This window comes from Pseudomonas sp. Marseille-P9899 (genome assembly GCF_903166565.1).
GTDB classification, from domain to species: domain Bacteria; phylum Pseudomonadota; class Gammaproteobacteria; order Pseudomonadales; family Pseudomonadaceae; genus Aquipseudomonas; species Aquipseudomonas huaxiensis.
Genome location: NZ_CAESCG010000007.1, coordinates 291,838 through 316,338, shown reverse-complemented (window position 1 = coordinate 316,338; position 24,501 = coordinate 291,838). Strand labels below are relative to the sequence as shown.

General features: G+C 63.5%; 23 protein-coding genes. 13 read left to right on the top strand and 10 right to left on the bottom strand.

Annotation, left to right across the window (positions count from 1 at the left end):
• Window positions 1-4: 4 nt before the first annotated feature.
• From amn to HWV67_RS27800, 3 genes are all read right to left on the bottom strand, one after another.
• A complete protein-coding gene (gene amn / locus HWV67_RS27810; protein WP_175653552.1) occupies window positions 5-1,477 on the bottom strand; it encodes an AMP nucleosidase in 1,473 nt (490 codons plus the stop codon).
• A 66-nt stretch (window positions 1,478-1,543) separates the two neighbouring features.
• A complete protein-coding gene (locus tag HWV67_RS27805; protein WP_175653551.1) occupies window positions 1,544-3,196 on the bottom strand; it encodes an acyl-CoA dehydrogenase family protein in 1,653 nt (550 codons plus the stop codon).
• Between the two features lie 84 nt (window positions 3,197-3,280).
• Entirely contained in the window at window positions 3,281-5,266 is a 1,986-nt protein-coding gene (locus tag HWV67_RS27800; protein ID WP_175653550.1) for a sensor histidine kinase, read from the bottom strand.
• A gap of 260 nt (window positions 5,267-5,526) precedes the next feature.
• On the opposite strand from HWV67_RS27800, the gene HWV67_RS27795 reads away from it, so the two are divergent.
• The 4 genes from HWV67_RS27795 (at window position 5,527) to HWV67_RS27780 (ending at window position 9,042) form a co-directional block, all read left to right on the top strand.
• Complete coding sequence (locus tag HWV67_RS27795) at window positions 5,527-6,324, top strand: hydroxymethylpyrimidine/phosphomethylpyrimidine kinase (protein WP_175653549.1); 798 nt, start codon at window positions 5,527-5,529, stop codon at window positions 6,322-6,324.
• A gap of 28 nt (window positions 6,325-6,352) precedes the next feature.
• Window positions 6,353-6,979 (top strand): thiamine phosphate synthase, encoded by a 627-nt coding sequence (gene thiE / locus HWV67_RS27790; RefSeq protein WP_175653548.1) that lies wholly within the window; start codon window positions 6,353-6,355, stop codon window positions 6,977-6,979.
• A 16-nt stretch (window positions 6,980-6,995) separates the two neighbouring features.
• Window positions 6,996-8,279: a glutamate-1-semialdehyde 2,1-aminomutase gene (gene hemL, locus HWV67_RS27785; RefSeq protein ID WP_175653547.1), complete on the top strand. Its 1,284-nt coding sequence runs from the start codon at window positions 6,996-6,998 to the stop codon at window positions 8,277-8,279.
• 214 nt (window positions 8,280-8,493) lie between these two features.
• Window positions 8,494-9,042 carry a tetratricopeptide repeat protein gene (locus tag HWV67_RS27780; RefSeq protein ID WP_095159306.1) on the top strand — a complete coding sequence of 183 codons (549 nt, stop codon included), beginning with the start codon at window positions 8,494-8,496 and terminating at the stop codon, window positions 9,040-9,042.
• Window positions 9,043-9,062: 20 nt separating this feature from the next.
• On the opposite strand, the gene HWV67_RS27775 is transcribed toward HWV67_RS27780, so the two are convergent.
• Complete coding sequence (locus HWV67_RS27775) at window positions 9,063-9,389, bottom strand: DUF1820 family protein (protein ID WP_095159307.1); 327 nt, start codon at window positions 9,387-9,389, stop codon at window positions 9,063-9,065.
• Between the two features lie 244 nt (window positions 9,390-9,633).
• On the opposite strand from HWV67_RS27775, the gene HWV67_RS27770 reads away from it, so the two are divergent.
• The 4 genes from HWV67_RS27770 to lnt are packed head-to-tail and all read left to right on the top strand — an operon-like array spanning window position 9,634 to window position 13,490.
• Entirely contained in the window at window positions 9,634-10,632 is a 999-nt protein-coding gene (locus HWV67_RS27770) for a PhoH family protein (RefSeq protein ID WP_095159308.1), read from the top strand.
• A complete protein-coding gene (gene ybeY, locus HWV67_RS27765; RefSeq protein ID WP_175653546.1) occupies window positions 10,625-11,119 on the top strand; it encodes an rRNA maturation RNase YbeY in 495 nt (164 codons plus the stop codon). The genes HWV67_RS27770 and ybeY overlap by 8 nt, the downstream gene beginning before the upstream one ends.
• 5 nt (window positions 11,120-11,124) lie before the next feature.
• Window positions 11,125-11,964, top strand: coding sequence for an HlyC/CorC family transporter (locus HWV67_RS27760; protein ID WP_095159310.1), 840 nt, complete (start codon window positions 11,125-11,127; stop codon window positions 11,962-11,964).
• A gap of 8 nt (window positions 11,965-11,972) precedes the next feature.
• Complete coding sequence (gene lnt / locus HWV67_RS27755) at window positions 11,973-13,490, top strand: apolipoprotein N-acyltransferase (protein ID WP_175653545.1); 1,518 nt, start codon at window positions 11,973-11,975, stop codon at window positions 13,488-13,490.
• 3 nt (window positions 13,491-13,493) lie between these two features.
• On the opposite strand, the gene HWV67_RS27750 is transcribed toward lnt, so the two are convergent.
• The gene (locus tag HWV67_RS27750; RefSeq protein WP_175653544.1) at window positions 13,494-14,255 is read right to left on the bottom strand and encodes a YdcF family protein; all 762 of its coding nucleotides are present in this window, start codon (window positions 14,253-14,255) and stop codon (window positions 13,494-13,496) included.
• Between the two features lie 269 nt (window positions 14,256-14,524).
• Complete coding sequence (locus HWV67_RS27745) at window positions 14,525-14,842, bottom strand: hypothetical protein (RefSeq protein ID WP_175653543.1); 318 nt, start codon at window positions 14,840-14,842, stop codon at window positions 14,525-14,527.
• Window positions 14,843-15,081: 239 nt separating this feature from the next.
• Between HWV67_RS27745 and leuS the strand changes: the two genes are divergently transcribed.
• The 5 genes from leuS (at window position 15,082) to HWV67_RS27720 (ending at window position 21,057) form a co-directional block, all read left to right on the top strand.
• Window positions 15,082-17,688, top strand: a complete 2,607-nt coding sequence (gene leuS / locus HWV67_RS27740) for a leucine--tRNA ligase (RefSeq protein WP_175653542.1) — start codon at window positions 15,082-15,084, stop codon at window positions 17,686-17,688.
• A 66-nt stretch (window positions 17,689-17,754) separates the two neighbouring features.
• On the top strand, window positions 17,755-18,360 hold the full coding sequence (locus tag HWV67_RS27735) for an LPS-assembly lipoprotein LptE (RefSeq protein WP_175653541.1): 606 nt from the start codon (window positions 17,755-17,757) through the stop codon (window positions 18,358-18,360).
• Between the two features lie 36 nt (window positions 18,361-18,396).
• Window positions 18,397-19,434 (top strand): DNA polymerase III subunit delta, encoded by a 1,038-nt coding sequence (gene holA / locus HWV67_RS27730; RefSeq protein ID WP_175653540.1) that lies wholly within the window; start codon window positions 18,397-18,399, stop codon window positions 19,432-19,434.
• An 86-nt stretch (window positions 19,435-19,520) separates the two neighbouring features.
• Complete coding sequence (gene arfA, locus HWV67_RS27725) at window positions 19,521-19,685, top strand: alternative ribosome rescue factor ArfA (protein WP_175653539.1); 165 nt, start codon at window positions 19,521-19,523, stop codon at window positions 19,683-19,685.
• A 61-nt stretch (window positions 19,686-19,746) separates the two neighbouring features.
• Window positions 19,747-21,057 (top strand): lytic murein transglycosylase, encoded by a 1,311-nt coding sequence (locus HWV67_RS27720; protein WP_175653538.1) that lies wholly within the window; start codon window positions 19,747-19,749, stop codon window positions 21,055-21,057.
• Window positions 21,058-21,209: 152 nt separating this feature from the next.
• Here the strand turns inward: HWV67_RS27720 and lipA are convergent, their stop codons facing one another.
• The 4 genes from lipA to HWV67_RS27700 form a co-directional block, all read right to left on the bottom strand.
• Window positions 21,210-22,208 (bottom strand): lipoyl synthase, encoded by a 999-nt coding sequence (lipA, locus tag HWV67_RS27715; RefSeq protein ID WP_095159319.1) that lies wholly within the window; start codon window positions 22,206-22,208, stop codon window positions 21,210-21,212.
• Between the two features lie 2 nt (window positions 22,209-22,210).
• The gene (lipB, locus tag HWV67_RS27710) at window positions 22,211-22,858 is read right to left on the bottom strand and encodes a lipoyl(octanoyl) transferase LipB (protein ID WP_095159320.1); all 648 of its coding nucleotides are present in this window, start codon (window positions 22,856-22,858) and stop codon (window positions 22,211-22,213) included.
• Window positions 22,858-23,133 carry a DUF493 domain-containing protein gene (locus HWV67_RS27705; RefSeq protein ID WP_095159321.1) on the bottom strand — a complete coding sequence of 92 codons (276 nt, stop codon included), beginning with the start codon at window positions 23,131-23,133 and terminating at the stop codon, window positions 22,858-22,860. Before HWV67_RS27705 ends, lipB begins: the two co-directional genes overlap by 1 nt.
• A gap of 74 nt (window positions 23,134-23,207) precedes the next feature.
• Window positions 23,208-24,368, bottom strand: coding sequence for a D-alanyl-D-alanine carboxypeptidase family protein (locus HWV67_RS27700; RefSeq protein ID WP_175653537.1), 1,161 nt, complete (start codon window positions 24,366-24,368; stop codon window positions 23,208-23,210).
• Window positions 24,369-24,501: the final 133 nt, after the last annotated feature.

Below are 24,501 nucleotides of genomic sequence, written 5' to 3'. Positions count from 1 at the left end.
GGCCTCAGCGGAACGGCGGCTCGTCAAAACTGCGCAGTTTACGCGAGTGCAGCGAGTTCAGTTCGGTGCGCAGCAGGTCGAGGGCGGCGATGCCGATCTTCAGGTGCTGGCTGACGGCGCGGTTGTAGAAGGCGTTGGCCGCACCCGGCAGCTTGATCTCGCTGTGCAACGGCTTGTCCGAGACACACAGCAACGTGCCGTAAGGCACCCGCAGGCGATAACCCTGGGCGGCGATGGTGCCGCTTTCCATGTCCACCGCCACGGCGCGCGACAGGTTGATCAACGGTCGCTCCTGAGCCCAGCGCAGCTCCCAGTTGCGGTCGTCGTAGGTCAGCACGGTGCCGGTGCGCAGGCGTTTCTTCAGCTCGTCGCCGCGCTCGCCAGTCACTTGCGCCGCCGCTTCCTGCAAGGCCATCTGCACTTCGGCCAGGGCCGGAATCGGGATGTTCGGCGGCACCACGCGGTCGAGAATGCCGTCGCGCCGCATGTAGGCGTGGGCCAGCACGTAGTCGCCGATGGTCTGCGACTGCCGCAGGCCGCCGCAGTGGCCGATCATCAGCCAGCAGTGCGGACGCAGTACCGCCAGGTGGTCGGTGATGTTCTTGGCGTTGGACGGGCCGACGCCAATGTTGACCAGGGTGACGCCATCGCCATCGGCGGCAATCAGGTGATACGCCGGCATCTGGTAGCGGTGCCAGACCACGCCGGCCACCAGCGCCTGGGCCTCGCCGTTGTCCATGGCCTTTTCGATGATGACGTTGCCCGGCAGGACCATGCGCACGAAACGCGGGTCATTGCGCAGTTGCTCAAGGCCATGGCTGATGAACTGATCGACATAGCGGTGGTAGTTGGTCAGCAGGATCCACGGCTGCACATGACGCCAGTCGCTGCCGGTGTAATGCACCAGGCGGCGCAGCGAGAAGTCCACCCGCGCGGCGTCGAACAGCGCCAGCGGCAGGGTCTCGGCGCTGCCCCAGTCGTACAGGCCGTCGGCGATGCCGTCGGTGGCGGCGGACAGGTCGGTGCTCGGGAACACCCGCGCCAGCGCCGCGGCAGTGATGCCGGTGCCCGCCAGCTCATCGCCCTGCTCGACGACGTAGGGGTAAGGAATGTTCTGCTCGCTGACGCCCACTTCGACCGTGACGGTGAAGTCCTGCATCAGCGGACGCAGTTGTTCCAGCAGGTAGCCGCGGAACGCCGCAGGATGGGTGACGGTGACGCTGTAGGTGCCCGGCAACTGGACCTTGGCGTAGGCCCGGGTGGTGGCGGCAACCTCACCGTTGTAGTGATAGGTCAGGCGCAGTTCGGGGTAGCGGAACAGCGCACGCTCGTCCGCATCCGGCTCGGTGCGGTCCTTCAGGTAGCGCTTGAGCGCCTGGCTCAGGGCGGTAGTCGCGTTTTCGTGCAGGGCCGCCAGACGATCGACGGCTTGCTCGGCGGTTTCTACGACAACGAAGGCTTCATCAAAACGGCTCACTGGTTACTTCCTGTCTGACATGCAGGTTTCCATCTTGCCTACATCCGCGGCCAAAGGCACGCCCGTTCAGAGCGGCCAGGCCGGCGTGGACCGTTGCACCAGCGCGGCGACGTCCACGCCCCGCGGCAAGGTGCCATAGACGCGCCCGCCAGCGCTGAGGCGGCTGGCGATAAAGACGTCGCTCACCGTGGCGTTGCCCGCCTCCAGCAGCAGCTTGGCCTGCAGGCCGACGGCGATCTCCTCGACCAGTTGCCGGGCGCGGTACTGGATATCACCAGTGTCGGCGAACGCCGCCTTGAGGTTGCCGATATGCGCGGCCAGGCGTGGGTCGCCGTGGCCATCGCCGAGTTCAGCGAACAGGCTATCGAGCACGCCGGGTTCCTTGGACAACGCCCGCAGCACGTCCAGGCACTGGACGTTGCCCGAGCCTTCCCAGGTCGAGTTCACCGGTGCTTCGCGGTACAGCCGCGGGAGAATGCTGTCTTCGACATAACCGGCGCCGCCCATACATTCGGCGGCCTCGTTGATCATCGCCGGGGCGCGCTTGCAGATCCAATACTTGCCCACCGCCGTCACCAGCCGGGCGAAGCGGGCCTGATGCGGGTCGTCGAGATGGTCGAGGGCGTGGCCCATGCGCAGGCTCAGGGCCAGGGCCGCTTCGCTTTCCAGCGCGAGGTCCGCCAGCACGTTCTGCATCAGCGGCTGCTCCGCCAACAGCCGGCCGCTGACCTGACGATGTGCGCAGTGGTGGGCGGCCTGGGTCAGGGCCTGGCGCATCAACGCGCTGGAGCCGACCATGCAATCGAAGCGGGTCATCGCCACCATCTCGATGATGGTCGGCACGCCGCGGCCTTCTTCGCCGATCATCCAGGCCAGAGCGCCGCGGAACTCCACTTCGCTGGATGCGTTGGACCAGTTGCCGAGCTTGTTCTTCAGGCGTTGCACGTAGAACTCGTTGCGCTGGTCGTCCGGCCGATGGCGCGGCAACAGGAAGCAGCTCAGGCCCTTTTCGGTCTGCGCCAGGGTGAGGAAGGCGTCGCACATCGGCGCCGAACAGAACCACTTGTGACCGACCAGTTCGTAAGCCTGGCCCGGCCCCGGCGAACCCACCGGGTACGCCCGAGTGGTGTTGGCCCGCACGTCGGTGCCGCCCTGTTTCTCGGTCATGGCCATGCCAATGGTGACCCCGGTCTTGTGCCGGTCGCCGACATTGCGTGGGTCGTACTCGGTGGCCAGCACCTTGGGCAGCCAGTATTGCGCCAGTTCCGGCTGCAACTTCAGCGCCGGCACTGCGGCGAAGGTCATGGTCAGCGGGCAGCCACTGCCGGCTTCGGCCTGGCTGTGGAGGTAGGTCATGGCGGCGCGGGCGACATGCGCGCCTTCTCGCGGATCGGTCCAGGGCAATGACGGCAGGCCGTGCTCGACGGCCGTGCGCATCAACTGGTGATAGGCCGGATGAAACTCCACCAGATCGATCCGGTGGCCGTAGCGGTCGTGGCTGACGAACTGCGGTTTGTTCTGGTTGGCGAGAAAGCCCGCCTCCATCAACGGCCCGCCGGCAAGGGCACCGTAGGCATCGATCCGCGACTCGGCCCAACCCGCTCCGAACCTGCGGCTCCATTCCTGCAACGGCAGGTCGAGGCGGTAGAGATTGGCGCCATCGAGGGACGGCGGCTGGTTGGTGACTTCGTGGGTTTCAGCGTACTGATGCAGGTTCATGCGGGCTCCTGATCGTATGGGACGTGTCTGAAAAACCCAGTGAATCACGCCCCGCCGCCCGGTCAAAGTGACATAAACGCCACACTAGCCGCGATATGACACCTGCCCCTGGGCATCGCTCTGCGGCGCTGCCAGGGTCACCGCTACCCCGAGCTCGAAGCGGCTGCCCTCGCCCGGCACCGAGCTGTGCTGCAAGCGGGCGTCGATCAGTGCGGCCAGCTTCCGGCAGATCGCCAGGCCAATACCGAGGCCGCCGTATTCACGGCTCATCGAGCCATCGACCTGGAAGAAGCGCTGGTACAGCAGGGTGTCGTCCAGCGCGGCGAAGCCGATGCCGCTGTCACGCACGACGAAGCTCAAATGCAGCGACGGCCCCTGCGCCCTGACTCCCCGCACCTGCAGACTGACGCCGCCGCGGTGGGTGAATTTGAGGGCGTTGTCGAGCAGGTGACCAAGGCACAGGGTCAGCTTGTGCCGGTCGCCGACGATCCGGTCCGGGAGTTCTTCCGCCACGTCCAGGTTCAACAGCAAGCCCTTGTCCAGCGCAGTCGGATGGAACCGCCCGCGCAGCTCTTGCAACAGGCCACGCAGGCTGAACGGCTCGTGGCGGGCAGCCAGCCGGCCGGCCTGCAACTCAGTGAGGACGAGGATGTCATCGACCATGCGCATCATGTTCTGTGCGGCAACGCTGGCGGTGTGCTGGTAGTGGCCCAGTTCGGCTTCCAGCGGCAGCGTCTGCATCAGTTCCAGCGAGCCGATCACACCGTTCATCGGGGTGCGCAGTTCGTGGGTCACGGTGGCGAGGAATTGATCCTTGAGGCGGTTGCTGTGGGCCAGTTGCTGGTTCAGTTGCTCCAGCGCATGGCCGGCTTCACGCAGGGTTCGTGCCTGTTCATCGCGCATGCCGTTGATCCGGTCGGCCAGGGCCAGCGACAGCAGGCCGACCTCCAGCGCCGCGCCGATCTGGCTGGCGTACATGGTGAGGAAGACGTTGGGCAGGTAGCCCAGCACCATCAGCGTGTTGACCAGACCACCGAGCAGAAACGCCGACCAGGCGATGATGAAGTAGCGCGCTACCCGCATGCCCTGGCGCCAGGCGAACACGCCGGCGGCAAAGATGCACAGGGTGAAGGCCAGCGCCAGCGCGGTGGCCAGGCGCAGGGCGAGGCCATAGCTGGAGGCCAGCGACATCAGCATCACCAGCGCCGAGCAGATCACCAGCCCCAGCAGCAGACGGTCGAAGGCCCGGCTATGGCGTGACATTTGCAGGAAACTGCGGGCGAACTGGCAACCGAACAGGCCGGCCGCACCGATGAACAGCGGCGTCGCGGCATTCGCCCACCACGGGCTGTCCGGCCAGAAATACGCCACCGCCGCACCGTTGACCGACAACTGGTAGAGGCCGAACGAGGCGATATAAAGGATGTACCAGAGGTAACTGGTGTCGCGCACGCTGACATAGATGAACAGGTTGTAGACCAGCATCCCCAGCAGCACGCCGTAGATCAGCCCGAGCACATAGATCTTCGCCGGCAGGGCTTCCACATAGGCCTGGCTGGACCAGAGCGTCAGCGGTGCCTGCACCGAGCCTTCGCTGTGCAGGCGCAGGTAGACGGTCAGCGACTGGTTCGGCTGCACGGGCAATTCGAACAGGAAGTTGCTTTGGGCGATCTGCCGGCTGGCATACGGCAGCGCATCGCCGGTGCGCTGGGCCAGGCGATAGACGCCGCCTGCGTCCGGCAGATACAGCTCAAGGTGATCCAGCGGCGGGTAGGCGAGCTCGAGCAGCCAGGTGCGCGGCGCGGCCTCGGGCATGGCGTTGTAGTGGAGATCGATTTTCAGCCAGAACGCGGACGTGGAATAACCGGCGTTGAGCACATCAGCCTGGTGCGGCTGGAAGTGGGTGGCAAAGGATGGCGCACTGACCTGGACGATGGAGGCACTGCCGTCGTGGTCTTCGAACACCTGCATGACGCGGCCCAGGGGCAGGTTTCGGGTCGAGTCGTCGAACTCCACCGCATCGGCCAGCAACGGAAGCCAGCCCAACAGAACGATCAGCAAATAGCGCATACAGCCCCAGCGTGGCCTGCACGGTCGCGTCGCGATGCCTCCTGTCCGTTTGAGACGACGAAATCCGGCAGTGCCTGATGTCAATTTCGAAGCGCGCAAGTATAGCCGCTCGGCGCTGCCAGCAACCACGGCGAATTTCAAACCAGCCGCTCTGGCACGGCCTCTACAGCCATAAAACAAAATATTTCTGACCGCTCGATCAAAAAACTCGCACGCGGCGGCAAACCCGCTAAAAGAGTTTGGTGGTAAGCTCGCGCACCATGAATATCTACAGCTCCCGCCCCGTTGTCCTCTGTCTCTCCGGCCACGACCCCAGTGGCGGCGCCGGCTTGCAGGCAGATATCGAAGCCCTGATCGCGCAAGGCTGTCACGCCGCTCCGGCCGTGACCGCACTGACCGTGCAGAATACCGTCAATGTCCAGGACTTCCGCGTGCTCGACCGCGAGTGGGTGCTGGCCCAGGCCAACATCGTCCTGACCGATTCCGAGGTCGCCGCCGTCAAGCTCGGCATGCTCGGTTCGCTGGAGATGGTCGAGACCGTGGTCGAGCTGCTCAGCGCGCATCCGCACCTGCCGGTGGTCTGCGACCCGGTGCTGCGCGCCGGTGGCGGCGGTCGGCTGGGCAAGGACGAAGTCGGCTACGCGATCCGCGAACGCCTGCTGCCGCTGGCGACCATCGCCACGCCGAACCTGCCCGAAGCACGCATCCTCGCCGAACTGCCCGAGGGCACGGCCGACGAATGCGCGGAAAAACTCCTGCCGTTCGTCAAACACCTGCTGATCACCGGCGGCCACGGCGAAGAAACCGAAATCCATAACCGCCTGTACAGCCGCGACGGCGAGCCATCCACCTGGACTTGCCAGCGCCTGCCCGGCAGCTACCACGGTTCCGGCTGCACCCTGGCCAGCGCCCTCGCCGGCCGTCTCGCCCTTGGCGAGCAACTGCCGAGCGCGGTGCGCTCGGCGCTGGATTACACCTGGCGGACCCTGCGCGACGCCGAACAACTGGGCAAGGGCCAGTTCGTGCCCCGCCGCCTACCCCTGGATTTCTGCTCCTGAAACACTGAATTGCTGTGAGGCGCCTGTAATGAAGCTACGCGGTTTGTATGCCATCACCGACAGCCAGTTGCTGGCCGGCCGGTTTCTGCCTTATGTCGAAGCCGCGCTGGAAGGCGGGGTGACCCTGCTGCAATACCGCGACAAGAGCGACAACCAGGCACAACGGTTGCGCGATGCCGAAGCGCTGCGCGACCTCTGCGAGCGCTACAAGACCCAGTTGATCATCAACGACGACGCCGAACTGGCCGCGCGCCTGGGCGTCGGCGTGCACCTGGGGCAGACCGACGGCCCGCTGACCCCGGCGCGGACCCTGCTCGGGCGCCAGGCAATCATCGGTTCCACCTGCCACGCCCAGCTTGATCTGGCCGAACAGGCCGCCCGCGAAGGCGCCAGCTATGTCGCCTTCGGCCGCTTCTTCAATTCGGTGACCAAGCCCGGCGCGCCGGCGGCCAACGTCGAGTTGCTGGAACAGGCCCGCACACGGATCAAACTGCCGATCGCGGTCATCGGCGGTATCACCCTGGACAACGCCGCGCCGCTGGTCGAGCACGGTGCCGACCTGCTGGCGGTGATCCACGGTCTGTTCGGTGCCGACAGCACGCAGGAAGTCACCCGCCGCGCCCGTGCCTTCAACGCCCTCTTTACCCGTATCTGATTTGCGAGAGACCACCATGTCCCGTTCCGAAATCCTGTTCGCCAACGCCCAGAAACACATCCCCGGCGGCGTCAACTCGCCGGTCCGTGCCTTCCGCAGCGTCGGCGGCACCCCGCTGTTCTTCAAACACGCCGAAGGCGCCTACGTCACCGACGAAGACGACAAGCGTTATGTCGATTACGTCGGTTCGTGGGGCCCGATGATCCTCGGCCACAGCCACCCGGACGTGCTGGCCTCGGTGCGCAAGCAACTGGAGCACGGCCTGTCCTACGGCGCCCCGACCGCGATGGAAACCGAGATGGCCGATCTGGTCTGCTCGCTGGTGCCGTCGATGGAAATGGTGCGCATGGTCAGCTCCGGCACCGAAGCGACCATGAGCGCTATCCGCCTGGCCCGTGGTTTCACCGGTCGCGACAGCATCATCAAGTTCGAAGGCTGCTACCACGGTCACTCCGACAGCCTGCTGGTGAAAGCCGGCTCCGGCCTGCTGACCCAGGGCGTGCCAAGCTCGGCCGGCGTGCCGGCGGACTTCGCCAAACACACCCTGACCCTGCCGTTCAACGACATCGACGCGGTAGCCAAGATGCTCGGCGAAGTCGGCCAGGACGTGGCGTGCATCATCGTCGAGCCGGTAGCCGGCAACATGAACTGCGTGCCGCCGGCTCCGGGTTTCCTCGAGGGCCTGCGCAGCCTGTGCGACCAGCACGGCGTGGTGCTGATCTTCGACGAAGTGATGACCGGTTTCCGTGTCGCCCTCGGCGGCGCCCAGGCGCACTACGGCGTGACCCCGGACCTGTCGACCTTCGGCAAGATCGTCGGCGGCGGCATGCCGGTCGGCTGCTTCGGTGGCAAGCGCCACATCATGGAACAGATCGCCCCGCTGGGCCCGGTCTACCAGGCCGGCACCCTGTCCGGTAACCCGCTGGCCATGGCCGCCGGCCTGACCACCCTGAAGCTGATCAGCCGTCCGGGCTTCCACGACGAACTGAGCGCCTTCACCAGCCGCCTGCTGGACGGCCTGCAACAGCGCGCCGACGCAGCGGGCGTACCGTTCGTCACCACCCAGGCGGGCGGCATGTTCGGCCTGTACTTCACCGGGGCCGACGATATCGTCACCTTCGAAGACGTGATGGGCAGCGACACCGATCGCTTCAAGCGCTTCTTCCACCTGATGCTGGAAGGCGGCGTGTACCTGGCGCCAAGCGCGTTCGAAGCGGGCTTCACCTCGATCGCCCACGGCGAAACCGAACTGAAGATCACCCTCGATGCTGCCGAGCGGGCCTTCGCCAGCCTGAAGTAAACAGCGGGCAAACATAACGGGGGCGAAAGTCTTGAAGCCAATAGCTTGTAAGACTTTCGCCCCTGTTTATTAAGAATTAACCAAACGCGTGACAGTTAATTCCGTCTCATTAACAGAAATTCTGGTAAAGACTTTGTAAGGTTGGCGCTGCTTATCCCATAATGTGCCACCAGACACACTTTGGCCGCAGCTTTGCAGAGGTAAGTCGATCACCATGAACCGCGCCGGCCGCGCCCTCGTCCTGGGCTGCCTGTTGCTACTTCAGCCCCTGCTGGCCATGGCAGGCGGTAACTCGTTGCTGATCCCCACCACGGGCCGCTGCACCCTCAACACGTCCCCAGAAGAACTCGCCGACGCCGTGACTCGCTGCAAGCAGTCCGCGCAATCCGGTGATGCCCAGGCGCAATACGAACTGGGTGAGTTCTATCACGATGGCAAGAACACTCCGCGCGACCTCAATCAGGCCCTGAATTATTTCGAGCAGGCTTCACTGCAAGGCCACGCCGACGCGCAACTGCAACTGGGCACGATGTTCTTCCGCGGCGAAGGCGTCCCCGCCAACAACGTCCAGGCCTATATCGTGCTGAAGATGGCGGCGGTCAACGGCGCCGAGGACGCGCTGGATCTGGCCGACCAGGTGGCGGCGCAGATGCAGCGTGATGAACTGGAAGTCGCGACCCAGGTGCTCGGGCAGATCTTCCGCAAGTATTTGCTGGAGCTGCAGACCGTCGACGGTCGCACGCCCTTCTCGCCACTGCCCTGATCCGGGCTTGTTTTTCCGGCTTATTTATCCGAGATAGGCATCGGGAACGGCATCACATTGCTGACGCCCTTGGCCTCACTGATCTTCGGCGTACCCAGGCGCTCGACTTCATCAATCCGCACGATCGAATGCATCGGTACAAAGCTGCGGGTGACACCTTCAAACTGCGCCTTGAGTTTCTCTTCGCTGGGATCGACCACCACCTGGGTGCGCTCGCCGAACACGAATTCCTCTATTTCGAGAAAGCCCCACAGATCACTCTGGTAAATCTGCTTGGCATACATCTCGAATACCTGACCCTGGTTGAGAAAGATCACTTTGTAGATGGGGGCTTCACGCTTGGTCATTTTCGGCAGGCAAGATCGGAATCAAAGAGGGCGCGAACTATAGCACAGGCCCTTGGGACCACTGCCGTGGGAACAGTCCACCACCGGTCCTGTACTTTGCCCCCGTTGAGTCAGCCGATGATCGCGCACGGTGGCGGGCCCGGACAAACCCGCCACCCATTGATCGTTTCAGCGCTTTCGCAGGCACGCGGCTGGGGTTATCCTTCACCACATATTTCTTGCCCAAGGGCGGCTTAAAACAACCTTGAACGCACCCATCGAACCCCATCGTTTCATCCTCGAGCCCTTCGAAGCTCACCGTTTCGCCAACCTGTGCGGCCAGTTCGACGAGCACCTGCGCCTGATCGAACAACGCCTGGCCATCGAAATCCGCAATCGCGGCAACCAGTTCGAATTGATTGGCGAGCCCAAGGTCACCTCTTCCGCCGAGCAACTGCTGCGCCGTCTCTATCGCGAGACCAAGGCCACTGAACTGTCGCCGGAAATGGTCCATCTGTACCTCCAGGAATCCACGGTTGAAGCGCTGGAAAACCCGGCCATCAACGAAGTCAGCGTCTCGCTGCGCACGCGCAAGGGCACCATCCGTCCGCGCGGGCTGAACCAGCAACGCTACGTCAAGGAAATCCTCGGCAACGACATCAACTTCGGCATCGGCCCGGCCGGTACCGGCAAGACCTACCTCGCGGTAGCCTGCGCCGTGGACGCGCTCGAGCGCGAACAGGTGCGACGCATCCTGCTGGTGCGCCCGGCGGTAGAAGCGGGTGAAAAACTCGGCTTCCTGCCCGGCGACCTGGCCCAGAAGATCGACCCGTACCTGCGCCCGCTGTACGACGCCCTGTATGAAATGTTCGGCTTCGAGCACGTGACCAAGCTCATCGAGCGCCAGGTCATCGAAATCGCCCCGCTGGCCTACATGCGCGGCCGTACCCTGAACAACAGCTTCATCATTCTCGACGAGAGCCAGAACACCACCGTCGAGCAGATGAAGATGTTCCTGACCCGCATCGGCTTCGGCTCCACCGCCGTGATCACCGGTGACATCACCCAGGTCGACCTGCCGCGTGGCACCAAGTCGGGCCTGGCCCATGTCATCGAGGTGCTCAAAGGCGTGCCGGGCATCACCTTCACCCATTTCCAGCCCAAGGACGTGGTGCGCCATCCACTGGTGCAACGCATCGTCGAAGCCTACGAGCGCTTCGAAGACCAGCAGGCCAAGGCTGAAGGCAAACCGCGCAATGCTTGAACTGGACCTGCAACGGGCGACCGAAGCGGCCGCCCCCGATGACGCCCTGTTCCGCCGCTGGTGCGAACTGGCCCTGCGCCAGCGCACTGCCGACTCGGAAATGACCATCCGTCTGGTGGACGAAGCTGAAGCCCGCGAACTGAATCACACGTACAGGCACAAGGACTACGCCACCAACGTACTGTCCTTCCCCGCCGACGTCCCCGACGACATGCTCGATATCCCGCTGCTGGGCGATCTGGTGATCTGCGTGGCGGTGGTCGAGCGTGAAGCCGCCGAGCAAGGAAAATCCCTCGAAGCCCACTGGGCGCACCTGGTCATCCATGGTTGCCTGCACCTGTTGGGCTACGACCACATCGATGACGATGAGGCCGAGGAAATGGAAGCACTGGAACGAACGTTGCTAGCAGAACTGGGTCATCCGGACCCTTATGCCGACGACGAAGACGACACACCTCACACTGATATCTGCAAGGATCACGAGTAACCGCCATGAGCGAAGATCGATCGAGCAACGGGCAAAAGTCCTGGCTGGGCAAACTGACCCAGGCTTTTGCCCATGAGCCGAAAAACCGCCAGGAGCTCCTTGAGCTGCTGCGCGAAGCCCACCAGAACAAGCTGCTCGACAGCGAAGCGCTGACCATCGTCGAAGGCGCCATCCAGGTCGCCGACCTGCAGGTGCGCGACATCATGGTGCCGCGCTCGCAGATGATCAGCATCAAGTCGTCGCAGTCGCCCCGCGAGTTCCTCCCGGCGATCATCGACGCCGCGCACTCGCGCTATCCGGTGGTTGGCGAAAGCCACGACGATGTCCTCGGCGTCCTGCTCGCCAAGGACCTGTTGCCGCTGATCCTCAAGGAGAACGGCGACAGCTTCAACATCAAGGACCTGCTGCGCCCGGCCACCTTCGTGCCCGAGTCCAAGCGCCTGAACGTGCTGCTGCGCGAGTTCCGCGCCAACCATAACCACATGGCCATCGTCATTGACGAATACGGCGGCGTGGCGGGTCTGGTGACCATCGAGGACGTGCTGGAGCAGATCGTCGGCGATATCGAGGACGAGCACGATGTCGAGGAAGACAGCTACATCAAACCGCTGCCCAGTGGCGATTTCCTGATCAAGGCGCTGACCCCGATCGAGAACTTCAACGAGTTCTTCGACAGCGAGTTCTCCGATGACGAGTTCGACACCGTCGGTGGCCTGGTCATGAGCGCGTTCGGGCACCTGCCCAAGCGCAACGAAACCACTGAAATCGGGCCGTATCGCTTCCGTATCCTCAACGCTGACAGCCGCCGGATACACCTGCTGCGCCTGACTCCCGTCACCCGCTAAGGACCACCATGCGTTGGATCACCCGCCCCGGCTGGCCCGGTAACCTGCTGGCCGTGGCGGCCGGCGCCCTGACTCCGCTGGCGCTCGCGCCGTTCGATATCTGGCCGCTGGCCTTGCTGTCGCTGGGTCTGTTCTACCTCGGCCTGCGCGAGCTGAGCCCACGCCAGGCGCTGGGTCGCGGTTGGTGCTACGGCTTCGGCCTGTTCGCCGCCGGCACCTGGTGGATCTACGTCAGTATCCACACCTACGGCGGCGCCTCGGCGCTGCTGGCCGGTGGACTGATGCTCGCGTTCTTCGCCTCCATCGCCTGGTTCTTTGCCCTGCCCGCCTGGCTCTGGGCGCGCTGGCTGCGGCGCAACGAAGCGCCACTGGCCGACGCCCTGGGCTTCGCCGCCCTGTGGCTGGGCCAGGAAGCCTTCCGCGGCTGGTTCCTGACCGGCTTCCCCTGGCTCTCCGCCGGTTACAGCCAGCTTGACGGCCCACTCGCCGGACTCGCGCCGGTGGGCGGCATGTGGCTGGTGTCCTTCACGCTGGCATTGACCGCCGCGCTGCTGTGCAACCTGCGTCTTCTGCGCCCGCGCAAAGCCTTCCTCGCGGCCGGTATCGCCTTGCTGGTCGGCCCGTGGGCCATCGGCCTGGGGCTCAAGGGGCATGCCTGGACCGTGCCGTCCGGTGATCCCCTGAAGGTCGCGGCCATCCAGGGCAACATCGAACAAAGCCTGAAATGGGAACCCAACCAGTTGCGCAGTCAACTGGAGCTGTACCGTGACATGAGCTTCACCAGCAAGCCGGTCGACCTGATCGTCTGGCCGGAAACCGCAGTGCCGGTGTTCAAGGACTCGGTGCAAGGCTATCTGGACATGATGAGCGGCTTTGCCGGAGATCGGCATTCGGCGCTGATCACCGGGGTTCCGGTGCGGCAGATCGAGCACGAACAGCGGCGCTACTACAACGGCATCACCGCGATCGGCGAAGGCGACGGCACCTACCTGAAACAGAAGCTGGTGCCTTTCGGCGAATATGTTCCGCTGCAAGACCTGCTGCGCGGCCTGATCGAATTCTTCGACCTGCCCATGTCCGACTTCGCCCGCGGCCCGGCCGACCAGCCACTGCTGCAGGCCAAGGGCTACCAGCTTGCGCCGTTCATCTGCTACGAAGTGGTCTACCCGGAACTGGCCGCGAGCCTGGCGGCACGCAGCGACATTCTCCTGACCATCAGCAATGACACTTGGTTCGGCAAGTCCATCGGCCCGCTGCAGCACCTGCAGATGGCGCAGATGCGCGCCCTGGAAGCCGGACGCTGGATGATCCGTTCGACCAACAACGGCGTTACCGGCCTGATCGACCCGTTCGGTCGGATCACCGTGCAGATTCCGCAGTTCGAACGCGCCATCCTCTACGGCGAAGTGGTGCCGATGCAGCAACTGACGCCTTACCTGCAATGGCGTTCGTGGCCGCTGGTGATCCTCTGCACGCTGTTGCTGGGCTGGGCATTGCTGACCAGCCGGATCGCCAAGACGGTCTGAGCCTCAGTAGAAAAGCCGGTAACCGACAAGGCCAACTGCTTCGTTGAACAGTTGGCCGCTTTGCCACATCACCTTGCTGTGTGGCAGCCAACCGCCGAACGGGTAACCGTGGTCGATGCCCATGAAGCCCACGGGCGCTGGCACCACGTCAAAACCAGCCCGCTGGAAGCTCCAGACCGACCGCTGCATGTGCCAGGCCTGCGTCACCACCACGACCCGCTTGACCCCTTGCGGCAACAGCATGGCAGCGCTCAGTTCGGCATTTTCCCAGGTGGTGCGGCTCTCTTCTTCAAGCCAGCGCACCGGCACACCGAAATCCCGCTGCATCGAATCGGCCATCAGCCGTGCTTCGCTGGGCGGCGAACCGTAGTGCAGACCGCCCGTGGTCAGTACCGGCAACCCGGACGCCTTGGCCAGTTGTGCGGCATAGCGCATGCGTTCCAAGGCCACGCCGGTTGGCTGGTCTTGCGAGCCCCAGGCCGGGTCGCCGCGCTCGCGCCCTGAGCCGAGGACAACGATGGCATCAGCACGCTCGGCTAGCGTTGCCCACTGATCCATGCGCAGCGCCGGCACCGTTTCGATCTGGCTGGCCACGTACCGCATCACCACCGGCAGGCTCATCGCCAGCAGGCCACCGAATCCCGCAACAAAACACAGGAGTGCCGTGCGCGGCCACGACGTGCGCAACCACCAGGCGGCAATCAGCAGCACGAAGAAAATGCCCGGCGGCATCAACCATTGTTTGATGAAGAAACGAAACGGCATCGGGCATCTCCTTGAAATGCGCGAAGCCTAAGCTTTGTACGAAATGTATTCGAGCGAAGGCCAGGCAAGGCGAAAATAGGCGAGGAAGCGGAGTTTACTGACTGTAAATGAGCATTCCGAGCCTATTTTCAACGCAGCCTGGCCGAGTTCGGATGCATTTCGTGCAGAGCGTAAGAGAAATCGGCGCCTGGAAACATTAACCAGGCGCCGTATCGGAGAAAAGAATGCTGCGGTGGCGCACTCCAGACTGCGCCGTGATAGGCCTAACGCTATTTGCGTTGCAGCGCTCGGGTTTTGAGCGCTGCGGTGGAACGTGCCTTGTCCTTGAGCCAGATGACCCGACCCGAAGGGGGCGCTTCCATTGAGGGTGCAACGCCGGAAACTTTTTGCCCGCGTGCCGGCGCGGACTCGAGATAGGCTTTGATAACGTCGAACTCGGCGCTGCTCAAACCACGCAGTTCCAGTTCGTCGGGCATTTCATCGCGTAATCGAACCGAGGTCCGGGCCACATCCAAGGCCAGTCCCAGACGGTCGATCAGTCGTTCGTAAAGCTCCGGTTTCAATGCTTGTAGCTGCGACTCTCCCATCCGTTCACCTCATCGAAGATAAAATTCATCTCCCCCAGACATGAGCTTAGCGTCACCGGCAAAAGCGGCCGGACGCCGCGACCAACGGCCCTGGCGCCGGCCCGCGATGCAATCAGGGTTTCCCACGACCGTTGGGGGTCATGTATGCTACGGCGTTCACTCTTGACACCGGATTACCGGGCACAAACGGTTTTCAACCGGCCTGGATAAGGTCTCCCATTTCTCAGCGCAAAGTAGCCATGCACGAACACTATCAGCCCCGCGAAATCGAAGCCGCCGCCCAGTCCTACTGGGACGAGCACAAGTCTTTTGAAGTCAGTGAACAGCCAGGCAAGGACACTTACTACTGCCTGTCGATGTTCCCGTACCCGAGCGGCAAGCTACACATGGGGCACGTGCGCAACTACACCATCGGCGACGTGATCGCGCGCTACCAGCGCATGCTCGGCAAGAACGTCCTGCAGCCGATGGGCTGGGACGCCTTCGGCATGCCGGCAGAAAACGCCGCGATGAAAAACAACGTCGCGCCGGCCAAGTGGACCTACGAAAACATCGACTACATGAAGACCCAGCTCAAGAGCCTGGGCCTGGCCATCGACTGGTCGCGTGAAGTCACCACCTGCAAGCCGGACTACTACCGCTGGGAACAGTGGCTGTTCACCCGCCTGTTCGAAAAAGGCGTGATCTACCGCAAGAACGGTACCGTGAACTGGGACCCGGCCGATCAGACCGTACTGGCCAACGAGCAGGTCATCGACGGCCGTGGCTGGCGTTCGGGCGCGCTGATCGAGAAGCGCGAAATCCCGATGTACTACTTCAAGATCACCGACTACGCCGACGAACTGCTGGAAAGCCTCGACGACCTGCCGGGCTGGCCCGAGCAGGTCAAGACCATGCAGCGCAACTGGATCGGCAAGTCCCGCGGCATGGAAGTGCAGTTCCCCTATGACGAGGCGAGCATCGGCGAAGCCGGCGCGCTGAAAGTCTTCACCACCCGTCCCGACACCCTGATGGGCGCGACCTACGTCGCCGTCGCCGCAGAGCACCCGCTGGCCACCCTCGCGGCTCAAGGCAACCCGCAACTGCAAGCGTTCATCGACGAATGCAAGAGCGGTAGCGTCGCCGAAGCCGACATCGCCACTCAGGAAAAGAAAGGCGTGGCCACCTCGTTGCTGGTCCGCCATCCACTGACCGGCGAAAAACTGCCGGTGTGGGTCGCCAACTACGTGCTGATGCACTACGGCGACGGCGCGGTCATGGCCGTACCGGCCCACGACGAGCGCGACTTCGAATTCGCCACCAAGTACCAACTGCCGATCAAGGCTGTGGTCCGCACCAGCGCCGGTGATGAAGTCGGCAGCGAATGGCAGGCCGCCTACGGCGAGCATGGCCAACTGATCAACTCCGGCGAGTTCGACGGTCTGGACTTCGCCGGCGCCTTCGACGCCATCGAAGCCGCGCTGATCCGCAAGGAGTCGGGCAAGTCTCGCACCCAGTTCCGCCTGCGCGACTGGGGCATCAGCCGCCAGCGCTACTGGGGCTGCCCGATCCCGATCATCCATTGCCCATCCTGCGGCGACGTACCGGTGCCGGAAGACCAGTTGCCGGTCACCCTGCCGGAGAACGTGGTGCCAGATGGCGCCGGTTCGCCACTGGCGCGCATGCCCGAGTTCTACGAGTGCACCTGCCCGAAATGCGGCACTGCGGCCAAGCGTGAAACCGACACCATGGACACCTTCGTCGAGTCGTCCTGGTACTTCGCCCGCTACGCATCGCCGAACTACGAAGGTGGCCTGGTCGACCCGAAAGCGGCCAACCACTGGTTGCCGGTCGACCAGTACATCGGCGGCATCGAACACGCGATCCTGCACCTGCTCTACGCGCGCTTCTTCCACAAGCTGATGCGTGACGAAGGCCTGGTCAGTTCCAGCGAGCCGTTCAAGAACCTGCTGACCCAGGGCATGGTGGTCGCCGAGACCTACTACCGCGTTGCCAGCAATGGCGGCAAGGACTGGTTCAACCCGGCCGACGTCGAGCTCGAGCGCGATGCCAAAGCCAAGATCATCGCCGCACGCCTGAAGACCGACGGCCTTCCGGTGGAAATCGGCGGCACCGAGAAGATGTCCAAGTCCAAGAACAACGGCGTTGACCCGCAGTCGATGATCGATGCCTACGGCGCCGACACCTGCCGCCTGTTCATGATGTTCGCCTCGCCGCCCGACATGAGCCTGGAATGGTCCGACTCCGGCGTCGAGGGTGCCAGCCGCTTCCTGCGTCGTGTCTGGCGCCTGGCTCAGGCGCATGTCGCCCAGGGCCTGCCGCCCAAGGCCGACCTGAGCAGCCTGAGCGACGCGCAGAAAGCCGTGCGCCGCGCCACGCACTCGGCGATTCGCCAGGCCAGCATCGATGTCGGCCAGCACCACAAATTCAACACCGCCATCGCCCAGGTGATGACCCTGATGAACGTGCTGGAAAAGGCCGCACAGGACAGCGAGCTGGACCGCGCGCTGATCCAGGAAGGTCTGGAAGCCGTGACCCTGATCCTGGCTCCGATCACCCCGCATATCAGCCATGGCCTGTGGCAGAGCCTCGGCCACAGCGGCCCGGCGATCAATGCCGGCTGGCCAGCTGTGGACGAAAGCGCCCTGGTGCAGGACAGCCTGCAGCTGGTCATCCAGGTCAACGGCAAGTTGCGCGGGCAGATCGAAATGCCTGCCGCCGCCAGCCGCGAGGACGTCGAAGCCGCCGCGCGCAGCAACGAAAACGTGCTGCGCTTCACCGAAGGCCTGACAATCCGCAAGGTCATCGTGGTACCCGGCAAGCTGGTCAACATCGTCGCCAACTGACAGGACCGGGCGCCCCGGCGGGCGCCCGCACAGACAAGGCCCACAAGGTTTCAAGGGAGCAACAAGATGATCAAACGCAATTTGTTGGTAATAGGCCTGGCGGTAATGCTCAGCGCCTGCGGTTTCCAACTGCGTGGTACCGGGACCAACGAGCTGGCCATCAAGGAACTGGACCTGAGCGCCCGTAACGCTTACGGCGAAACGGTCACTCAGCTGCGCGACGTACTGAAGAACAGCGGCGTCAACGTCCATGCTGGCGCGCCGTTCAAACTGGTACTGACCAACGAAGTCGAAAACCAGCGCGCCGCCAGCTACGCCGGCGCCGGGCGCTCGGTGGAATACGAGCTGAGCACCGAACTGTCCTACGAGATCCAGGGCCAGAACAACACGCCGCTGCTCAACGACAAGCTGGAAGTCCGCAAGATCTACGTGCATGACGGCAACAACATCACTGGCTCCGGCCAGGAAGCCAGTCAGATCCGCAAGGAAATGCGTCGCGACCTGGTACAGAACATGGTGCTGCGCCTGCAACTGCTGACCCCGGCCCAACTCGAAGAGCTGCAAGTCAAGGCTGATGAACGCGCCCGGGCGGAAGCCGAGGCACTGGAAGCGGCCCGCCGCGCCCAGGCAGCCCAACCCCAGCAATCGCCGCTGGAAATCCCGGCCCGCTGAGGCTGAACGGGGCGCTTCGGCGCCCCGACTTCTTTTATGAAACTTGCTCCCGCCCAGCTCAACAAGCACCTGCAAGGCGCACTCGCCCCGGTTTATGTGGTCAGCGGCGATGATCCGCTGCTGTGCCAGGAAGCCGCCGACGCCATTCGCCTGGCTGCGCGCCAGCAGGGCTTCGATGAGCGCCAGGTATTCAGCGCCGATGCCAACTTCGACTGGGGCACCCTGCTCCAGGCAGGTGCCAGCCTCTCGCTGTTCGCCCAAAAACGCGTGCTGGAACTGCGACTGCCCTCCGGCAAGCCCGGCGACAAGGGCGCCGCGGCGCTGATCGAATATTGCTCACGCCCCGCCGACGACACCCTTCTGCTGATCAGCCTGCCCAAGCTCGACGGCAGTGCGCAGAAGACCAAGTGGGGCAAGGCGCTGGTCGAAGGGCCACAGGTGCAGTTCATCCAGATCTGGCCGGTCGACACCCAGCAACTGCCGCAATGGATCAACCAGCGCCTGGCCCAGGCCGGGCTGGCGGCGCAGCGTGATGCGGTGGAACTGATTGCCGCACGGGTCGAAGGCAACTTGCTGGCCGCCGCCCAGGAAATCGAAAAGCTCAAGCTGCTCGCCGACGGCAACACCATCACCGTGGAAACGGTACAGGGTGCGGTGGCCGACAGCGCGCGCTTCGACGTCTTCGGCCTGGTCGACGCCATCCTCAATGGCGAAGCCGCCCACGCCCTGCGCATGCTCGAAGGCCTGCGCGGTGAAGGCGTCGAGCCGCCGGTGATTCTCTGGGCCTTGGCTCGGGAACTGCGCGTCCTCACGGGTCTAGCCCAGCAATACAGCCAGGGTGTACCACTGGACAAAGCCTTCAGCCAGGCTCGTCCGCCGGTCTGGGACAAGCGCAAGCCACTGATGAGCAAGGCACTGCAACGCCATTCGGCGCAGCGCTGGGCCCAACTGCTGTTTGACGCCCAACGCATCGACGCGCAAATCAAGGGCCAGGCCCAAGGTTCGCCGTGGACCAGCCTGACCCGCCTTTCGCTGCTGATGGCCGGGCAGCGCCTGAACCTGCCGGCGGAGTAACCGCCAGGATCGTGACCAACGGCCTTGCGACGGACGCGTGACAGTCCTATAGTTCGCGCCGAATCCACCCAGGCAGGACCTTCTCCATGAGCAAGAAATCGGCAAAAACCCGGCCGAACAAGGCCAAATCCATCATTGCCCAGCCCCTGTTCCGCAGCCGCCAGGAACAACCGGAAAAGGGCAAAGGCAGCTACCGCCGCGAAGCCTTCCAATCGAGAGATTGGGAGGCTTCTTGCTTTAAGGCCGCATGAAGGCAGGAAATCCACAGGCATGATATGGTCGTCACCTGACCCGTATTACCTGGATTCGTGCATGCCCTTCCGCCTTTCCCGTCGCTGGCAACTCCGCCAACTGACCGCTGCTTTCAGCCTCATCCTGCTCGTTGCCTGCGCCGAGCACCCGACCGCCGCCGATGCCCTGCCCATCGCGCCAGTCCAACCGGCCCCGGCCCTTGTCCAGCCCACGCCATCCGCCGACATCGTAGTCCAGCCACAGCAAACCTTCGCCGAGTGGCAGGCCAGTTTCCGCCAGCAGGCGCTGCAGGCCGGCGTAACGCCAAGCCTGTTCGACCGCGCCTTTGCCGGCATCACCCCAGACATGGATGTAATCAAGGCCGACCGTAGTCAGCCGGAGTTCAGCCGCCCGGTATGGGAATACCTCGATGGCGCGCTGTCACCACTGCGGGTGCGCAACGGCAAGGCACTGCTGGCGCAGAACAGCGAACTGCTGAGCCGCATCGAGCAGCGCTACGGTGTAGAGCGCAATGTGCTGGTGTCCGTCTGGGGCATGGAAAGCAACTTCGGCCAGTTCCAGGGCAACAAATCGGTGATTCGCTCCCTCGCGACCCTGGCCTATGAAGGCCGTCGCCCGGCGTTCGCCCAGGCGCAGTTGCTGGCGGCGCTGAAGATCCTGCAGAACGGCGATATCGCCCCCGAAGCCATGCGCGGCTCCTGGGCCGGAGCCATGGGCCAGACCCAGTTCATCCCCACCACCTACGACACCCATGCTGTGGACTTCGACGGTGACGGCCGCCGCGACATCTGGAACAGCTCCGCCGACGCCCTCGCCTCCACCGCCCACTACCTGCAAAGTTCAGGCTGGAAACGTGGTGAGCCTTGGGGCTTCGAAGTCGAACTGGCACCGGGCTTCGATTACTGGCTGGCTGACGGCACTCAACGCAAAACCGTCGCCGAATGGCTGCACTTGGGCCTGAAACTGCCAGCTGGCGCTCGCGTCCCGGCCGGCAGCGAGCAACTCTCCGCCGCCCTGATACTGCCTGCGGGCTACCGTGGCCCGGCGTTCCTGGTGCTCGACAACTTCCGCGCGATCCTCAAGTACAACAACTCGTCGTCCTACGCCTTGGCCGTCAGCCTGCTGAACGAGCGCTTCGATGGCGCCGGCTACATCCGCGGCGCCTGGCCCAAGGACGACCTGCCGTTGAGCCGCAGCGAGCGCATCGAGTTGCAGGACCGGCTCAATGCCACCGGGCATGAGGCCGGCACGGCGGATGGCATCATTGGAGCCAACACCCGCAAAGCGATTCGCAATGCCCAACAGACCCTGGGCTGGCCGGCGGACGGGTATCCGACGCACAAGTTGCTGGATAGCCTGCGCACGCGCTGAAGGCCGCTATCGCGACGGTTCGGCGCCCCGACAAGCTCGCTCCTACAATGTCCGCGTGATAATCCTGTAGGAGCGAGCTTGCTCGCGATGCCAGATACACAAAAAAGCCCCCGTACCTTCTCAGGTGCGGGGGCTTTTTTTACGGGCCGGGATCAGAGCTTGATCTTGGCCTCATGCGCCTGCTGGTCGGCGTGGTACGAGGAACGTACCAGCGGGCCGGAAGCGACGTTCTTGAAGCCCATCTTGTAGCCTTCCTCGGCGAACCAGGCGAAGGTGTCCGGGTGGACGAAACGCTGCACCGGCAGGTGGCTACGGGACGGTTGCAGGTACTGGCCGAGGGTCAGCATGTCGATGTTGTGCTCGCGCATGCGGTGCATGACTTCGATCACTTCGTCGTCAGTCTCGCCCAGGCCAAGCATCAGGCCGGACTTGGTTGGTACGTGCGGCACCAGTTCCTTGAACTTCTCCAGCAGGGTCAAAGACCACTGGTAGTCCGAGCCCGGACGCGCGGCCTTGTACAGACGCGGCACGGTTTCCAGGTTGTGGTTGAACACATCCGGCGGCTCCTGGGCGGTGATCGCCAGGGCGACATCCATACGGCCACGGTAGTCCGGCACCAGGGTTTCCAGCTGGACGCCCGGGGACAGCGCGCGAATCTCGCGGATGCAATCGGCGAAGTGCTGGGCACCGCCATCACGCAGATCGTCACGGTCCACCGAAGTGATGACCACGTACTTCAGGCGCAGGTCGGCGATAGCGACCGCCAGGTTCTTCGGCTCGTCGGCGTCCAGCGCTTTCGGGCGGCCATGGCCGACGTCGCAAAACGGGCAGCGACGGGTGCAGATGTCACCCATGATCATGAAGGTCGCGGTACCGCCGGAGAAGCACTCGCCCAGGTTCGGGCAGGATGCCTCTTCGCAAACGCTGTGCAGCTTGTGTTTGCGCAGCAGTTGCTTGATGCGATCGATCTCCGGAGAAATCGGGATGCGCACGCGGATCCAATCGGGTTTCTTCGGCAGTTCGTCAGTGGGGATGATCTTTACCGGGATACGCGCAACCTTCTCGGCGCCACGCAGTTTCACACCGGCTTCAACCTTCGGCCGAGGGGCCGGGGTCACGGTGCTTTGCACCAGTTCTTGCACAATAGTCATTTTCAGTCGATTCCGCCCGCAAGGGTCGTCTGCTCAGCATAATCGAGGTGCTTGACCAGCTGTCCGCGCAGCCTTGCCCTGACCTCGGAGAGTTCGATCGGGCCTGCCTGGTCGCGTAGCTGGGTCATGGCCAGCCCGGCATACCCGCAGGGATTAATTCGGCGGAATGGCGCAAGGTCCATGTCCACATTCAAGGCAAGGCCATGGAACGAGCAGCCATTGCGGATTCGCAGGCCGAGGGACGCGATCTTCGCGCCATCGACATAAACACCCGGCGCATCGGGTTTAGCCGCAGCCTCGACACCGTAGCTGGCGAGCAACTCGACCAGGCAGCGCTCGATACGCGTCACCAACTCGCGGACACCAAAGCCCAGGCGACGCACGTCGAGCATGAGGTAGGCCACCAGTTGGCCGGGGCCATGGTAGGTCACCTGGCCGCCGCGATCGGTCTGAACCACCGGGATATCGCCCGGCACCAGCAGGTGCTCGGCCTTGCCGGCCTGGCCCTGGGTGAAGACCGACGGGTGCTCCACCAGCCAGACTTCGTCGCCGCTACCCGGCTGACGCTGGTCGGTGAACCGGCGCATGGCATCCAGCACCGGTTCGTAAGGCAGCAGGCCGAGGTCGCGAAAGCCGAGGCTGGCGGACATCAGAGCACCATTTTTACGATACCGGTGGCACGCAGGGCACTGTTGATGTCGTGCAGCTGGTCTTCGCCGGTAGCGACGATGTGCAGTTGCACGGTGGTGTATTTGCCTTCCTTGCTCTGGCGCTCAGCAAGCGTGGTCATATCGACCTCGGCGTATTTCTTGAGAACTTCGATCACGGTGTCCTTGAAGTGGACCACGGTGTCGCCAATTACCTTGATTGGGTAATCCGCGCAGGGGAATTCGATTTTTGGCGCTTTGACGTCAGCTTGAGTCATGGCAGTACCGGCCTCGTAAGCCGTGGCAACAACAATGCCCCTGCATGGTGGCAGGGGCATGGCAGGTCACGATATCAGTTGAACAACCCGTAGAAGAACAGACGAATGCTATCCCACACCCGGCGGAAGAAACCACCTTCCTCGACGCCGTCCAGCGCGATCAGATCGGCGCTATGAACAACGTTGTCATCCAGTTTGACTTCGACTTTACCGATCACGTCACCTTTGGCGATCGGTGCAACCAGTTGCGGGCTCATGGTCATGCTGGCGGCCAGTTTCTTCAATTGGCCTTTAGGCAAAGTCATGGTCAGGTCTTCGGCCAGACCGGCTTTGACCTGGCTGCTGGTGCCCTTCCAGACCTGGGCCTGAGCCAGCTCGGTGCCTTTCTGGTAGAAGGTCTGGGTTTCGAAGAAGCGGAAACCGTAGGTCAGCAGCTTCTGGGTCTCGGCGGCGCGGGACTGTTCGCTGTTGGTACCGAATACCACGGCGATCAGGCGCATGCCGTCACGAACGGCGGACGACACCATGCAGTAGCCGGCTTCGTCGGTGTGGCCGGTCTTCAGGCCATCGACGGTCTTGTCACGCCACAGCAGCAGGTTGCGGTTGGGCTGCTTGATGTTGTTCCAGAAGAACTCTTTCTGCGAGTAGATCGCGTAGTGAGCCGGGTCTTCGTGGATGATCGCGCGAGCCAGCACGGCCATGTCGTGCGCCGAGGAGTAGTGCTCCGGGTGCGGCAGGCCGGTCGGGTTCATGAAGTGGCTGTTGCTCATGCCGAGGTCGCCGGCAGTCTTGTTCATCATGTCGGCGAAGGCGTCTTCGCTGCCGGCGATGTGCTCGGCCAGCGCAACGCTGGCGTCGTTACCCGACTGGATGATGATCCCGTGCAGCAGATCGCTGACGGTGACCTGGGTGCCGACCTTGATGAACATCCGCGAACCACCGGTGCGCCAGGCGTTTTCGCTGACGGTTACCGGGTCGCTCTCGCCGATCTGTCCGCGACGGATATCCAGGGTCGCGATGTAGGCGGTCATCAACTTGGTCAGGCTCGCCGGAGGCAGACGCTGGTCGCCATTGTTCTCGACCAGGATGTTGCCGCTGGAGGCTTCCATGAGCACGTAGGACTTGGCTGCCAGTTGCGGCGGCGACGGCATCATCTGCTCTGCCGCGAATGCGGCAGGGGTGATCATCAGCGGAACAAGCAGGCAAAGGCGTTTGGCAAAGGTGGTGATGTTCATCCGTCTCTCGAAATGGCTTATGGGCTCATGCCCTGAAGGGCAAAGTTACAAAAGGCGCTGCGACAAACCGCCGCGCCTGCGAGCAAAACCGCCATTGTACATGGCTGTTCGGCCCGGCTACATGACAAACCGA